The following is a 15,124-nucleotide window of genomic DNA, read 5'->3' as shown; positions in this document are numbered from 1 at the left end:
ATGAGATCAATGGAGCACTACCACAGAGATCACAGCCATACAATTAATCAATAAATTTGGATACATTTTCAATATTTAGCCTAACTTGATAATAAAATCAGCGCCACCGATCACCGCATCCTCGACCGAAATACTGCCCTTATGTTTATGGATAATCGACTGCACTATGGCAAGACCTAGCCCATATCCTCCGGAATCTCTGGAGCGACTCGGGTCTAAACGGGTAAAAGGCTCAAATATTTGATTTTTCTTACCCGGAGCTAGCCCGGTTCCGTCATCTTGAATGCTTATCAGAAGATAAGTATTGTCGCTTTTGACTGAAATGAGGCACTTAGAGTAAGCGAAGCGTCCCGCATTTCTCAGAATATTGGATAGCGCGATAACCATTAATTTTATGTCACATTTAACAGGGTAATGGGTTTCATCATCGAAGATAAACTGAATGTTGGGATAGAAACTCTGTACTTTATCGATTGAAATTTCCACTAACTCTTTAACACTCGTTAGGCTCAATTCAATTTCGGCCCCATCATGCTGAAGCCGAGAATATCTCAGTACCTGTTTGACCAGCTCATCGAGCTCTTTAATCGAACGCTCAAGTTGTCCATTTAGTTGCAAGCGCTTATCCACATCAGCCTCTTCGAGCAACTCTAAGGCGAACTCCATTCGAGCTAGCGGGCTTCTGAATTCATGGGCTATCCCATGGAGGAGATCTCTTTGTGTGATAAGCAGCTGATCGAGTTCATTGGATTTTTGCCGATTAGTTCTCGACATCAATTCAGCTTGAGAGATCAATGAGTCGATATTAATCGGCTCATTGGAAGGGCAAGTATCTCCAAAGAGTGATTCACTGAGACGTCTCAGTGCCTTGATATCTTGATAATGAAGTAAACTGACGGTAATGATGGCCATAAATAAGGCAAATAACCAGGTGAATATCTCTGGTGCATAGGCCAGAGTCACGTCATAAAATGGACCCGCTGTTATCCCATATTGTTTCGACACAGGGTAATAGACAAGCCCCATCTCAAGATCGATAATGCCGTTAGTGCCTATAGGAGAAACAAGTTGCTCTAAGGTTTCTTCGTTGAAATTATCTGCATTTAGTTTATCAATAAATACCGGAACACCAAGATCATCAGAAAGAGACGCCACTTGGTGATGCCATAGTTTAGGCTTGGTATTATCGACACTGTTTTTGATCTGAGTCCGATATTGCAACAGATCATTATTAAATGTTCTCAGGGCTAGTCTATCTACTGCATCATAAATAAAAGCCTGACTCAGCAAGGCAGCAATAATGAAACTGATGAATAAAGCTGTCGCCGATCGCAGTATTCTAGTCATTTTTATCTCGCAAGTAAGTACCCTTTATTTCTAATCGTCTGGATAATATTTCCGGCTCCACTATGTAGTTTTAACTTATTTCTCAACCTGGAGATGCGTAGATCGATAGAGCGCTCAATACCGTCATATTCAAAATTAAAAATGGTCTTATGTAAGGCTTCTCGACTGACGATCTCTCCGCAATGAATCGCAAGCTGCAGCAAGACATCGTATTCGGCGCCAGTAAGCTCGATCACTTGATTATCAACCATGAGTGTTCTGTGGCCGGGGTTGAGCACAAAACTTTGATTACCAAACGGGATACTTTCTAATTCCTGCCGTTTCTTATGCTTCTCAAGATGCCTGAGTTGAGCTCTAATATGTGCCAGCAAGACTCTAGGTTTAACCGGTTTTGCCAGATAGTCATCTGCCCCGACTTCGAGACCTGTCACTTCATCGATATCATCATCCAGTGCAGTCAACATGATAATCGAGCCATGGTAGTCATCTCTTATCTGTTTACATATGGTGAGTCCATCAACATGAGGAAGCATAAGATCCAGTATGACTATATGAGGCGCTTGTTCGAGTATCTGCGCGGCGGCGTTGAGGCCGTCATTAAGGACATTGACTCTATATCCATTTTGAACAAGATAATCACGGATAAGGTTGCATAGTTCGATATCATCGTCGATAACGAGTACGGATAGTTTTTGTTTCATTTCAGAACTTTGTCTCATATTGACATAAGTCCTATACGGCTACGGGACTTATGCCATTGGCTAATATACCAAGCTTAATACTTGTTATTGATTATGGTCTTGTTCAATCAGTAACTTTTTACACTTTTCGAATATAACCTGATTATAAGATGTCATAAAGTCTATGAGATATTTACGTTTATCCCTCTGCTCCTCAGTGGAAATAACGTCTCCGGTTTCGATCATATACTGAACTCCACATAATGCCTTAGCCTGCTGATTATCATTCATTGAAATCCCAGGCAGAGTCATTCTTCTCCCTGTCGTCGCATAGAGTCTATAGTCACCGAGAAGCTCAGCTTCCTTGACAGCCTCAGCCACCTTAATCTGCACTGGGTCCATCTCCAACTGAGACTGGTTCTCACAACCACAGAGTTGAATCATGGCCATCAAAGATATCACCATAGACATAAGAGGCTTTATCTTATTCATCCAAGCCACCTTTTCATTCTACGCCCTGCCAATAAGGGCATTAATATCAATAACCAGAAGTCCAGGCTGCCACCAGATGATTTCTTATCACTCTCGCCTCCGATGGCCTTTACTGTGATTGTCACAATCCCATCGGCGGAAGCTTTCTCCGAGTCTTGCACTGTATAGGTTATGGTGTCGCTCCCAGAGAATCCGGCGGCAGGCGTGTAACTTAACTTGTTGTTGATAATAGTGACGCTTCCCTTGCCGGTATAATTAACGCTGACAAGACTCAGTTGCTTGTTTTTATCTACATCTAAATCATTACTCAAAGGGTCGATAATATTTTTGCTCGAATCTTGCGCTACACTGGCTACATCGTTCACGGCTTCGGGGGCATCATTTACAGCTGTGACACTGATGATGACAGAGAAGGCCTCGCTCTTAATATCACCTTTATGACCAGTCACAAGTACAGATATCTCACCATTAAAATCAGCCTTAGGCGTGATAGTATCGCCGTTAACCTGATAGTTACTCCCCGTTTGCAAGCTAATGCTACTTGCTACAAGCCCTTGGTAATTGAACATATCCGCCGTTACCTTCAATTTTTCATCTTCATCGATAGAAAGCGGCGCTTTCAGTCCAGAGATGGTAATTTTTTCATCGGCTGCACCTGAGGAAATTGAAAAATTTCCGCTGTTAATAGCAAAGAAGATGTTATCTGCACAACTCAGTCTTATGCGGGCTTTATCCGAACTGATTTGTGACAGCTTGACCTCATAACTACCGTTATTATCGACCCCAAGCGCCAGGTCGGTCTCGAAACTGATACCCGCATCGGTCGACAACTGGATATTCACTTTAGTACAGGAAATTGGCGCAACCTGAGTGTTAGCAACATTCCAAGTGACTACTTGGGTATTATTAGACCAAGAGGATCCTGACGCGGGCTCAATAACAGAAAATGCCTGATTGGTATCGATAACGCTGACTTTCATCGAGTCTCGCGATAAACCTTTTTTGCCATCTCTCACGACTAAACGAAAATTAAGTTCACGAGTGGTCTTGGGATACGTTTCACCTATGGTGAGTTTATTGAGCAATATATCTTCGAGTCTTGGAAACGTGCGACTCGGCTGGCTACTTGGACTCCATACCCTAAATAGTGGGCGCTTACCGTCATCGATTTGCTCTGAAAGACTGGCACTAGCTGGGCCTAAGTCATACTGTTGCCAGTCATAAGATAAGTTGTCACCATCGACATCGCTTGCACTACCAGTCAACACAAAGGGGGTACTGGCCGGAATGACATAATCTTTACCCGCATCCACTGTGGGGCTTGAGTTGGTTATGCTAGTGATCTGGCCACAACTTCCTCCACTCCCTGTCGTGATATGAGTTTTGATGACATCGATTGAATGTGAATGGAAATAAGCATTAGAGTTATTCTGTAAGTTCTGTTGCCCGCAAATACCGGCATAACCCATCACAGTCGATCCACTGCCAGGTTCATAGGCGCTGGTATCGGCACGATTGCCATCGCAAGAGTCCGATAAGCCATTAAACGTATGATCGGCGCCAAATTGATGCCCTAACTCATGGGCAACATAATCGATATTAAATGCATCACCTGTCGGACTACCACTACCTGTTACCCCATCTCCTTTTGAATTCACATCACAGATCACGCCAAAACCAGCTAAACCACCTCCCCCGGTATTAACAACGTGGCCGACATCATAACTGCCACTGCCTATGGCTTGATCTATGATCCCCGTATTCGCTTCACCGTCTGCATCTGTATTAGCGAAGGGATCGGTCTCAGGATCAACGAAAATAAGTGCGTCATTATTAGCGACTAGCTCTAACTTCACCGCTAGATCGGCTTGATAAACATCGTTGACTCGATTGAGCATGGTGATAACAGCGGCAAGGCCTTGCTCTTTCGTTCCGCCATGAAATTGGGTGTACTCACCCGTAGCCGAGATGGCAATACGATAGGTTTTTAATTGAGTCGCCTGACCTTGGCTATTATTGGTCACCTCCCTTCTAACATGATTCAATAATGTATCTTGTCCCTTACCTCTATGTTTAGGCGCTTGTCTTCTTGGCATATTGCTAAGATCTAAAGGGATAGCATCTTTTCTAAAGTAACTGATATAGCGGGCATCATTACCTCGATATTGAGGGTCGATATAGACAGTTTCGTCTCCGAATCGAAACAGGCCATGAAATCCCTGAGGAGTAATATCGAAACGACCATGATTATCCGGATTTCCGAGTTCAAAACCACTGAAGGTTTTTATATTGGGGTATTTCTCACTAAGCTCGCTAGCAACTATGTCTGCAGGCTTTAACTTAAAGTCTGCAAAACTACCATCGGGCAGAGGTAATGTCACAACAACACTCTCATCCACTGACAGCAAAATCTGATTTAATGCAGCAATATTCGTTGTTAGCTGATGACTCGAGCGTGCCTGGCTATTGATCTTTCCTCCATCACTCTTAGCTGCTACCTTGTGCCAATCATTAAACTGGCTCGATGATAGTCCTTGTGCAATCACAGATTGTGAAGCTAGAGCACATAGACTCAAAATCGATATTATTTTTTTCATAGGGACCCCCTTTAACAATGAGAGCCACCACCTTAATGTAAGACACTTGTTAACTTCCTTGGCAAATTGTAGCGTTTACCCCCAAATAGATACAAACGGATACAAAGCATGTTTGCCGTCTAATTCGGTTTGTTTAAAATCATCCCCTGAGTCTGCAACACCTCATCTTTATCAATATAGTCCTGCATAAAATCACGTAAACACTTGGCTTTGGCACTCAAGAGTCTGCCACTAGGCCAGACGGCGTATAGCTCTCGCTTAGGACCTGACCAATCTATGAGTACCTGCACTAAATTGCCATCATGCAAATCTTGGTACACTTCGCTGATAGGCAACAAGGCAATACCTATCCCATCACAAGCCCACTGACTGGCCATCTTAATATCATTAACAAAAGTATTGATACTAGGTGTGAGCTCCACCTCATTGCCGGTGACTCTATGGGTCAGTGTCCATACGGGAATACTATTTACCCCTATGATCCTATGCTTGAAAAGTTCGTCCAATTGAGCTGGCGCCGCATGATTGTTCAGATAGTCTGTCGAAGCGACAAGAACAGTTGGAATGAAACCCAATCCCTTCTGATACAACTGAGAATCTTTTTGCGGTCCGATCCTCAGAGCGATGTCGGCCTGAACCACCAAAATATCTTGATTGGCATTATTCAAACTGAGATCCAGCTGAATATCGGGATAGGACTTGATAAACGATGACCACATGGGCTGCAGTAATCCGGTGGATATATTGGTCGGTGCCAGCACTTTCAACTTGCCACTGAGCAAGTGTAGGTCTGCTGAGAGGCTACGTTGTGTGGCTTCAAATGTCTGTACTAACTCATAGAATGCCTGGTAATACACCTCACCTTCCGCCGTCAGAGAAAACTGACGGGCGGATCTATGTATCAACTTACATCCAATAGAAGTTTCGAGTTTTTGCAGGCGACGGGTCACTGTGGCGGCGGGCAGTCGTAACTGCTTCGCCGCGATAGCTAAGCCTCGCGACTGAACGATATGGATATAGAGCACTATGTCATCTAACATGATTTCATAAATGGAATTTATAATTGAATTGTTACGTATATTTATAATAAACGAAACCATATAAGCTCGTCTAACTTTCTCAATAAACATCTACTCATCACATAAGCGTCATTAGTTCATAATCAAAAATGAGTAGTCAATCTGGAGGCAACATGGGTCAATTATGGATAAATGCGGGTCTGGTTACAGAAGCTGGCTTAGATACAGATCAAGTCAAGCAGGCACTGCACGCATTGTCAGAAGCGACAGCAAAAGAAGTTGGTTGTTTAAAATTTGAAGTGCTGCAGCATCAAGACAATCCGTCTCACTTTACCCTTTGGGAACACTGGGTAAACAGTGATGCACTGAGCGCACACTTTGAGGCCGAACATACGCTGGCTTATCTTGCTCGTAATCTGACTAAAGTGACCTATATCGAAAACTAACCATGGTCACTGACAAGGAGGCACGATGAAACAACGCATCGTATTTTCACTATTAATGTCCTTTGTATTGTCCCTGCTGATGACCCTCTGGATAACCTGGATTAACTTAGGATTAGCGCCAAACTTTCTCTGGTTATGGGCAAAGGCCTTCATATTGGCATGGCCCGCAGCCGCGACCATCTCCTTCCTATTTGCCCCTAAGGTGCATAATTTATCTGAAAAAATAGTCAGAAAATAGTTAAAACCGGCCGGATAAACGGCTGTAAATACAGAATCGAACATCTGTATTTACAGCACAAAAAGGAATTTATATGAATGTTCAACGCATCAAGTATTCCTAGTCTGACGGCCTAGTTTGTATTGCAGACTAGCAGGCCAAATATAAGGGTTCTTTTGGTTACCAAGCATATAAATATTCACATGTCTTGAACATTAAAAAACATGATCGTATACTTTATCCATAAAGGGATTTAATTTGGTAAGAACATGAAAAAAATAAAGTATCTGCTAATCACTCTCGCATGCGCGCTAAATCTTAATACTATTGCAATGGCCGCTTCTATACCGATAGAGTCATTTAGCTCCCTCCCCTTGCTAGAGTCACCTCAGATCTCCCCGGATGGTAAATCTATGGTGTCAATATACAACACGGCTAAGGGGCCTATGGTGGTGCAATCTCAGTTCCCAAGCAATAAGCTCACCGCGTTGGCGCAACTGAAAAAAGCAAAAGATAGAGTCGACTTTGTACGTTGGTCCGGTAATAAACATGTCATTATTGGCACCAGTTACCCGGATAACTATCGCGGAAGCTATAGCAGGGTCTCTAGGATCTACTCCATAGACACAGAAACCAAGAAAGCCAGGGAATTAACCCACAGGCGACTCAGAAAAGATCCCTGGCATAAACTGCAATCATATTCTTTAGTTTCGACTTTAAAGAATGATCACCAACACATCCTTATCAGCACATACGATACCAGAGACAAGGGGTATAGCCTCTTTAAGGTAGATCTGACCGATGGTAGTTTCGACAAATACTTGGCAAATACCTACGACATTGACTCCTGGTTTGCCGATCACGACGGCACTGTTCGCTTGGGTATTGGCATAAAAAAACAAGAAGGACTCTTTGATGACAAGGGTCACTTTATTACCATCTGGTATAGAAAAACTGCCGATGATAAGTTTAAAAAACTACATCATAAACAGTACGGTAAAGGCGATACATTTACCGTATTGGGACTAACAAAAAATGCCACTAAAGCCTACGTACTCAGTGACCGTGAGACCAGACGTCAAAGTCTGTGGCTATTCGATATTGCATCGGGTAAATTTGAAAAGAAAATATTTGGCCATGAAAAATACGATTTAGATAGCGGGATCAGCGACTCAGATGGCGAGCTTATCGGCGTCACTTGGTCAGATGATTTTCAGCAACGCTACTACTTCAAAGATAAAGATAGGCAAGTATTCGACACGGTGAAGGCATCACTGGAGGATTATCAGGTGTTTATTGCCAGTAAGAGCCGTGACAATACCAAGGTATTAGCTTACGCCATCCAAGATAACTCACCGGGTAAATACTTCTGGTTCGATCTCAGTACTAATAAGGGCGGCATCTGGTTCTCGCAATACCCTAAATTGGAAAATAAGCCACTGGCCTCGGTTCAAGCCATAGAATTTTTGGCATCCGATGGGAAAAAAATTCCTGGATACCTAACCATGCCCATTAATTTGCAGCCCAATAGCAAGCCTCCTTTGGTGGTATTACCCCATGGCGGCCCCCATAGCCGTGACTACCGATATTTCGATCCTCTGGTACAACTTATCGCCCATGAAGGTTACGCAGTACTGCAGATCAATTTTCGAGGCTCGAGCGGTTTCGGTACAGACTTTGAAACCTCCGGCTATTATCAATGGGGCCGGCGCATGCAGCAAGATGTTATGGATGGCGTAGACTGGCTTAACAAACAAAACCTGGTTAATGGAGATGCCTGTATCGTCGGAGGGAGTTATGGGGGCTATGTGGCCCTCACCGCCGCCGTTCAAACCAATCAGGCCTTTAAGTGCTTCGTCAGCATAGCCGGGATAAGCGACCTCGAAGAGATGATCGATGATGAAGAAAGAGCTGACACTTATGTTGCCAATATTGTCGACCCGGCTGACAGCGACGCTAAGAAAGCCCTCGCCGACGTATCCGCCATCAACCATCTAGATAAGATAAAAGCCCCTATTTTACTTATTCATGGTACTAAGGACACACGAGTCAACTTTCAACAATCCAGTGATTTTTACAGCAAGGCAAAGAGTAAGGGATTGAATGTTAGATATATCGAGTTAAAAAATGGTACCCATTTTCTGGATAATCCAGATAACAGGAAGGTCGCCTACGGTGAAATTAGTGCATTCTTGAATAAGTATTTATGACGTTAGCATCGCCAAGCTGACTTATTCAAAATCACTAGCTAAGAGTAAAGAGTATTATACGCTGGGCTTGATGACACTAATTTCTAGAGCCATCAAGCCCAACTATTTTCCCAGCTAAAATGACGAGCTGTCTCATAAATAGAGTTAACGAAGAAATACAAATCATATTAACTTATCACCATTTCAAAGCTTAAACCCCTCTATCTGCGCGGCTAGCTTTCTGGCATCTTCTGCCAGACTGATACAGATCTCAGATGCGCCTTGAGCCGATGTGAGTGCCTCGTCTGCGCCTTGGCCGATAGCGAGAGTCTTGGTGTCTATTTGTATGGTGGCGATGCGCTGCTCGGCGACGGCATGGGCGATCTCTTGAGTGACCCCGACAATTTCCTCCATATTCGTGGTGAGCTGAGCCATGCTTTGACTCACTTCCTTGGCCAGTAATACGCCTTTATCAGCCTGGCTGGTGCCTGACTCCATGGCGCTGACCGCTTGCTTTACCCCGGCTTGTACTTGCTCAATCATGGATTGGATCTCTTGGGTCGATGTTTGAGTGCGACTGGCTAAAGTTCGCACCTCATCGGCCACCACGGCAAAGCCCCTGCCCTGCTCTCCGGCTCTGGCTGCTTCAATCGCAGCATTGAGTGCCAGCAAGTTAGTTTGATCGGCAATTGAACGGATCACATCCACCACATTACCTATTTCACTGGTATGTTCGGCCAACAGATTGATCACCTCAGATCCAGTGGTAACTTCTTTGGCGATATGATCTATTCCTTCGACGGTGTCTAAGATGACAACTTGCCCTTGTGTCACCGCCTGCTGAGCATTCGCGGTGATATTGGTCGCCTCCCCCATGCTTGCTTCGACGCTGTTTACCGACACTAATACCTGACCAATTGCGCTAGCAACATGGTGGGTTTCTTCCTGCTGCGCGGCTAACGTAGCCTCCATACTTTTAGTCACCTCAAGCATGGTACCACTGGCAACAACCACCTGCTCACTCAAGGTTTGTACCTCAGTGATCAAACTGCGGATACTGACAAGCATACGATTAAATGCGCTGGCGATATGAGAAAACTCATCTCCGCCTTTGCCGGATATGCTGGTATGTGAAAGCCTGACCTCTTTGCTAAGATCACCTTTCGAAACCAGATCAACGATAGATTCTATCTCCCGCACATTAACCACGATAGCTTGGTAAATAACGAGAAGCGCATACAGGCTGCCGATCACCACTAAGCCTACTATGGCTATCAACCAAAACATCACCAGCGTTTTATCACTTTCACGACTCGTTAAGGTGTCTGCTAGCGCTCGGTGGCTTTGCACCAACACTAAGGTAATTCGTTGTGCTTGTTCCTGAGTTTGCTGTTTAAATGCCGGCTCAGTTATCTCTAAGTTATCCGGAATAATCAGCTTGTCGTTCACCAATTGAATAAATTCTTCTATCCCTAGGTGCATCTCCTCAATATTCCTGATAAGCGAGCCGATACTGTCATCATTTTCCTGCATGGCTAATCTGCCCAGGGTCTTCTCACTGCTCTGTAACAACTCTGACAAGCGGTTATTGAGCGCCACCAGCCGAGTATAAGTATCTTGAGTAAAGCCAGCAGAAGCTAATACCTGCTTTGATACGCTTGCGACTCTGGCGCTGAAATCACTTAACTCTGAGAGTCGTGAAAGATATATCTCAGCAAGATAGAAACCCCTTGGGTCTACGTCCAATGACAGACCCGTTTCTGCGCCTATACTCTCTTTGAGATCTTGTAGCTGATCGGCAATAAAATCAATATCAGTAGAAGAAACACGTTGCTTATCAGACTCCCCAGCGGCTTGACCCATAGCGAGTATATTTTGTGATAAAAGACCCACAGACTGAGGGGCCACAGAGGCATAGATATCACTCTGACGGGACACTTGCTCGAGGCCTTCGGCTAAGCTAGTTAGCCCACTTATCTGTCCACGACCTCCGGCTCTAAGATGGCTAAGCTTTTCATCCACACTCGCCAGCCCTTGAACAAAGGCCAGGCCAGTGAGCTCACGCTCTACCCTCTTTACCTCTTGAAACTGAAGTTGAACAATATAGGCGGCACCTATGGAGAGAGGTAACAGGGTTGCGATGGCTAATAGAGTAAATTTCTTTTTAAAACTCAGTTTATTGGCCAAGCTCATCCCGAAAGAAAGGAGTGCAGACATTGGGAAGAATCCATTCAAAAAGTGATAGTATATTTTAGACCAGAACAGGGAAGATTTTATTACAAAGAAGTAACACTCAACTTAACTCAGCTCAACTCAGGCGACGAAGACCAAACGGTATTCGTTACCTTAGCAACGGCCTAAGCATGGTAATTAAAGCACGACAATGTCATGAAGCAGGAACAGGGCTATCCCCTAACCGTCTTCATATAGTGTTTTGGGCTAACACCAAATTGTTGGCGAAAGCGTTGGGAGAAACGCGACTCCGACTGATAACCACAGAGCAGGGCTAAGTCGACCTGTCGGTAATTTTTCTTCTGCATCAAACTCAAACCATGGAGCATACGCACTTCGGCCAGCACCTCCCTGAACGAAGTGCCCTCCAGTGCCAGATGACGCGTCAGTGTCGACTTACTCATGGAAAAAAGCTTACAGACTTGCTCAATGTGATGTTCGGCTCCAGGACTCTGGGCCAGATAACGGCTAAGTCTCTGCCGCAATGATTGCGGATCGCCGGGAAACAGCTTGTCCAAGCAGCCCGCTTCCATGAGTTGCTGATAGAAGCCATTTAGGTAGTAACTTTGTACCTGAGTGCTTAAATCCTGCCCCTGCATGCTCAATAACAGCTCTAAGGCAAAGCAGAGTTGACTATTCGCGCTTAACTTAGGCGACTGAGCCTGAGAAAATTCATGATATGCCGATGACAGGACCGCTCTCGCCTCCCCCTTGTTTCCTCTGTGCTTATTTTCTTTCCTGTTTCCTTTGCTATATCCAACTTCAATCTCATCCATCAACTCTTGGCTTGGTGGCTGTAAAAATGATACCTGCACCGAGCTGAACTGCTGATGATGGGGCTCATTGATAAAAGTGAGCTGACTACCCGCCGCGGCGATCAACCAGTCGCCGCCACCAAAATGAAGTGACTCTTCATGCCAGCTCATGAGTTTACGGCCTTGTTTGATCGCAAAAATACTCGGGCTATGCACAGGTACATTACGCAGTGCCTGTGGTGCTATGCCCTGATAATGACTCACCAAGATCACTTTTTTCATCACATCAGCCCTCGAGTATAAATACAGGCGTTAACAACAAACACCGCAACTAGCGCACATAAGTGGCCGTCAACACAGCTTTCTCAATCACCATACTATTGAGGGTGAAACCCACTACCGCGGGCGAAATGTCAGCAGGCAGATCTATCTTAGCTTTCGGCAACGCCCACACGGTGAACTGATATCTGTGCATGCCATCACCCTTAGGCGGACATGCACCGCCAAAGCCGGGTTTACCAAAATCAGTGCGAGTCTCTAATCCCACTGATGCCTTACCCGATGCGCCCCGTGGCAAGCTGAGTGTGGACACGGGAATATTTAATACCGTCCAGTGCCACCAACCACTTTCAGTTGGTGCATCAGGATCATAAGCCGTGATAGCGAAGCTCTTAGTACCGGGCGGCACCTTAGTCCAGGAAAGCTGGGGAGAGAGATTACCGCCATTACAGCCCATACCGGAAAATTCAAACGTCTTGCCCATAAGCTGGCCTTCTTTGATATCTTGACTCGATATCTCCATGGCCGAGGCGGATATGCCGATAAATGCGGCCATGATGGGTAATAGATTGATGACTTTCATAACTGATCCCTTAAGTAAATAGAAGCTATAGAATAGCCCTTACCCGGGAAAATACTTAACCATAAAGTTCATTTATTACCATAATTATCGACAACATGACACTTTGAGTCATAAAATAACAAAAGTAGATTTTCGCCCATAAAAAAAGCATAAACGCCTCAGCATTTATGCTTTTATTTCTCCCATCGGCGTTCAAGTGCTAAGTCTCAAAACCAAGAAACTGACTCAAGGCTCATACCCAAACTAAACCTGACAGATTAGAGGTCGAAATCGGCCTCTTCAAGTTGAGTCAAAAGTTCACTGCTGGACTCAATCTGCTTACGCAGGCTGCGGGTCTGCACTGTCCAATAACTCATATAAAACTGAGCCGTTTTAAGCTTACCCTCATAGAAAGCCTTATCTTCAGTACCAGACTCAAGCGCCGCGAGCGCCGTCACTGCGCTGCGGGTCCACATCCAGGCCAGTACTGTGATCCCAAGGATCTGCATATATGGCATTGAGCCCGCCCCCAGGATATCAGGGTTCTTAGGAGCATTAGCAGCCAAAAACTGAGTCGCCTTCTCCAGATCCCCTGACGCATCCATCAGCCCGGCAAGATAAGGTTTCATGGCATCATTAGCCATGTTTTCACCGATAAGGGTTTTAACCATCTCTGACCAAACCATCAAGGTGGCGCCCTTGTCCCCCATCAGCTTACGGCCGACAAGATCTAATGCCTGCACGCCATTGGTGCCTTCATATAACATGGCAATACGTATGTCGCGCACGAACTGCTCCATGCCCCACTCGTGAATATAGCCATGGCCACCGAAAACTTGCTGAGCATCGACACAGGCATTGAAGCCACGGTCGGTGATAAATCCTTTGACGATCGGGGTAAATAGCGCCGCGAGCTTATTAGCCGCTTTTGCCTTATCCGCATCAGGGTGACGCTCGGCTTCGTCGAGCCACAAGGCTTGCTGGCCAATTAAGGCTCTGGCTCCCTCGTTGAAGGATTTCTGCGCCATCAGCATACGTCGTACATCGCCATGAACCAAGATAGGGTCGGCGGCCTGTGACGCATCTTTTACGCCACTTAAGCCTCGGCCCTGAATTCTGTCTTTGGCATAAGCCAAGGCATTTTGGTAGGCAATTTCTGATACCCCTAAACCTTGAACGCCCACACCGAGTCTGGCTTGGTTCATCATGGTAAACATGGCTCTCAGGCCCTGATGTGGCTCACCGATAAGCTCGCCTATGGCAGCATCGAAATTCATCACACAAGTTGAGTTACCGTGAATGCCCATCTTATGCTCAAGCGCCGCGGCACATAAGCTGTTTGCTTCGCCTAAGCTGCCATCGGCATTAACCATAATCTTAGGCACGGCAAACAGTGATATGCCCTTCACGCCTTCCGGTGCATCGGGTAGTCTGGCAAGCACCAGGTGAATGATATTCTCCGCCAAGTCATGATCTCCCGACGAGATGAAAATCTTCTCGCCCGAAATAGCAAACAGTCCCTCGCCAGCCTCAACGGCTTTGGTTCGCAATAGTGCCAGATCTGTTCCCGCATGGGACTCGGTAAGGTTCATGGTGCCGGTCCATTCACCGGAAACCAATTTCTCTAAATATTTCTGTTTCAGTGCATCGCTACCATGGGCATGAATTGCCGCATAAGCGCCATGTGTCAGACCCGGATACATGGCAAACGCCATATTAGTGGCCGTTTTCATCTCGGTAGCAAACACACCGATACACTCAGGAAGCCCTTGACCACCGTACTCAGGATCGCAGGTCAGCGTCGCCCAACCATTGTCGACATATTGCTTATACGCATCAGCAAAGCCTTTGGGGGCGATAACCTTGCCATCGACCAACTTACAGCCTTCAACATCGCCACTGCCATTGAGGGGCAACATGACCTCTGTGGTAAAGTCCGCCACTCCTTGCAAGATTGCATCACCTAAGTCGGCATCGATTTCATCGAAGCCTTTAAGCTCAGTGCGCTGATATATATTGAGAAGTTCGTTAAGTACGAACTGATAGTCACGAAGTGGCGCTTGATATATTGGCATTCCTGTTCCCTTTATTTTTATGCTAAATGGTAAAGCTCAGGTGTTATTTATCAGGTCTTCTATCTTATGTATCTTGTGCATAGATTCTATAGTGTCATTAGAATGAACTTTTCATACACAAGTTTCAATCATGCGTTTAATTTAATCATTTTACAAGTACAGAGATCCGACCACTTTACTTAATTTGGTTTGAAAAATCAGCATTAGTTCAAGTTTGTTCCACAGCTAGAACAG

At 45.2% G+C, this 15,124-nt stretch carries 12 protein-coding genes; 3 read left to right on the top strand and 9 right to left on the bottom strand.

All coding sequences use genetic code 11. The features are described 5' to 3' along the window. Positions 1-75 precede the first annotated feature (75 nt). From FS373_RS27470 to FS373_RS27450, 5 genes are all read right to left on the bottom strand, one after another. Positions 76-1,347, bottom strand: coding sequence for an ATP-binding protein (locus FS373_RS27470; RefSeq protein ID WP_144046974.1), 1,272 nt, complete (start codon positions 1,345-1,347; stop codon positions 76-78). Between the two features lie 2 nt (positions 1,348-1,349). Next, positions 1,350-2,048, bottom strand: a complete 699-nt coding sequence (locus FS373_RS27465; protein WP_144046975.1) for a response regulator transcription factor — start codon at positions 2,046-2,048, stop codon at positions 1,350-1,352. Positions 2,049-2,132: 84 nt separating this feature from the next. Continuing rightward, complete coding sequence (locus FS373_RS27460) at positions 2,133-2,519, bottom strand: hypothetical protein (protein WP_144046976.1); 387 nt, start codon at positions 2,517-2,519, stop codon at positions 2,133-2,135. After that, a complete protein-coding gene (locus tag FS373_RS27455; protein WP_152831050.1) occupies positions 2,516-5,116 on the bottom strand; it encodes a reprolysin-like metallopeptidase in 2,601 nt (866 codons plus the stop codon). Before FS373_RS27455 ends, FS373_RS27460 begins: the two co-directional genes overlap by 4 nt. A gap of 119 nt (positions 5,117-5,235) precedes the next feature. Next, a complete protein-coding gene (locus tag FS373_RS27450) occupies positions 5,236-6,156 on the bottom strand; it encodes a LysR family transcriptional regulator (protein WP_227993337.1) in 921 nt (306 codons plus the stop codon). A 152-nt stretch (positions 6,157-6,308) separates the two neighbouring features. Between FS373_RS27450 and FS373_RS27445 the strand changes: the two genes are divergently transcribed. From FS373_RS27445 to FS373_RS27435, 3 genes are all read left to right on the top strand, one after another. Next, positions 6,309-6,581: a putative quinol monooxygenase gene (locus FS373_RS27445; protein WP_227993336.1), complete on the top strand. Its 273-nt coding sequence runs from the start codon at positions 6,309-6,311 to the stop codon at positions 6,579-6,581. A 25-nt stretch (positions 6,582-6,606) separates the two neighbouring features. Then, positions 6,607-6,819, top strand: a complete 213-nt coding sequence (locus FS373_RS27440) for a DUF2798 domain-containing protein (protein WP_152831048.1) — start codon at positions 6,607-6,609, stop codon at positions 6,817-6,819. A gap of 248 nt (positions 6,820-7,067) precedes the next feature. Continuing rightward, entirely contained in the window at positions 7,068-9,008 is a 1,941-nt protein-coding gene (locus FS373_RS27435; RefSeq protein WP_144046979.1) for an alpha/beta hydrolase family protein, read from the top strand. 183 nt (positions 9,009-9,191) lie between these two features. Here FS373_RS27435 and FS373_RS27430 read toward each other — a convergent pair whose 3' ends face one another. The 4 genes from FS373_RS27430 to FS373_RS27415 form a co-directional block, all read right to left on the bottom strand. Beyond that, on the bottom strand, positions 9,192-11,204 hold the full coding sequence (locus FS373_RS27430; protein WP_152831047.1) for a methyl-accepting chemotaxis protein: 2,013 nt from the start codon (positions 11,202-11,204) through the stop codon (positions 9,192-9,194). A gap of 188 nt (positions 11,205-11,392) precedes the next feature. Beyond that, positions 11,393-12,256: an AraC family transcriptional regulator gene (locus FS373_RS27425; protein ID WP_152831046.1), complete on the bottom strand. Its 864-nt coding sequence runs from the start codon at positions 12,254-12,256 to the stop codon at positions 11,393-11,395. A gap of 49 nt (positions 12,257-12,305) precedes the next feature. Further along, positions 12,306-12,836 (bottom strand): YbhB/YbcL family Raf kinase inhibitor-like protein, encoded by a 531-nt coding sequence (locus FS373_RS27420; RefSeq protein ID WP_152831045.1) that lies wholly within the window; start codon positions 12,834-12,836, stop codon positions 12,306-12,308. Positions 12,837-13,093: 257 nt separating this feature from the next. After that, complete coding sequence (locus tag FS373_RS27415; protein ID WP_144046983.1) at positions 13,094-14,890, bottom strand: acyl-CoA dehydrogenase C-terminal domain-containing protein; 1,797 nt, start codon at positions 14,888-14,890, stop codon at positions 13,094-13,096. Between the last annotated feature and the right edge of the window lie 234 nt (positions 14,891-15,124).

This window comes from Shewanella sp. YLB-07 (assembly GCF_009377275.1).
This window is presented reverse-complemented; position numbering and strand designations above follow the sequence as displayed.

Bases quoted from the DNA above. Each gene is read 5' to 3' on its own strand.
- FS373_RS27430 (WP_152831047.1), bottom strand. From the start codon at position 11,204: ATGTCTGCACTCCTTTCTTTCGGGATGAGCTTGGCCAATAAACTGAGT.
- FS373_RS27470 (WP_144046974.1), bottom strand. From the start codon at position 1,347: ATGACTAGAATACTGCGATCGGCGACAGCTTTATTCATCAGTTTCATT.
- FS373_RS27425 (WP_152831046.1), bottom strand. From the start codon at position 12,256: ATGAAAAAAGTGATCTTGGTGAGTCATTATCAGGGCATAGCACCACAG.
- FS373_RS27460 (WP_144046976.1), bottom strand. From the start codon at position 2,519: ATGAATAAGATAAAGCCTCTTATGTCTATGGTGATATCTTTGATGGCC.
- FS373_RS27455 (WP_152831050.1), bottom strand. From the start codon at position 5,116: ATGAAAAAAATAATATCGATTTTGAGTCTATGTGCTCTAGCTTCACAA.
- FS373_RS27440 (WP_152831048.1), top strand. From the start codon at position 6,607: ATGAAACAACGCATCGTATTTTCACTATTAATGTCCTTTGTATTGTCC.
- FS373_RS27415 (WP_144046983.1), bottom strand. From the start codon at position 14,890: ATGCCAATATATCAAGCGCCACTTCGTGACTATCAGTTCGTACTTAAC.
- FS373_RS27435 (WP_144046979.1), top strand. From the start codon at position 7,068: ATGAAAAAAATAAAGTATCTGCTAATCACTCTCGCATGCGCGCTAAAT.
- FS373_RS27420 (WP_152831045.1), bottom strand. From the start codon at position 12,836: ATGAAAGTCATCAATCTATTACCCATCATGGCCGCATTTATCGGCATA.
- FS373_RS27445 (WP_227993336.1), top strand. From the start codon at position 6,309: ATGGGTCAATTATGGATAAATGCGGGTCTGGTTACAGAAGCTGGCTTA.
- FS373_RS27450 (WP_227993337.1), bottom strand. From the start codon at position 6,156: ATGTTAGATGACATAGTGCTCTATATCCATATCGTTCAGTCGCGAGGC.
- FS373_RS27465 (WP_144046975.1), bottom strand. From the start codon at position 2,048: ATGAAACAAAAACTATCCGTACTCGTTATCGACGATGATATCGAACTA.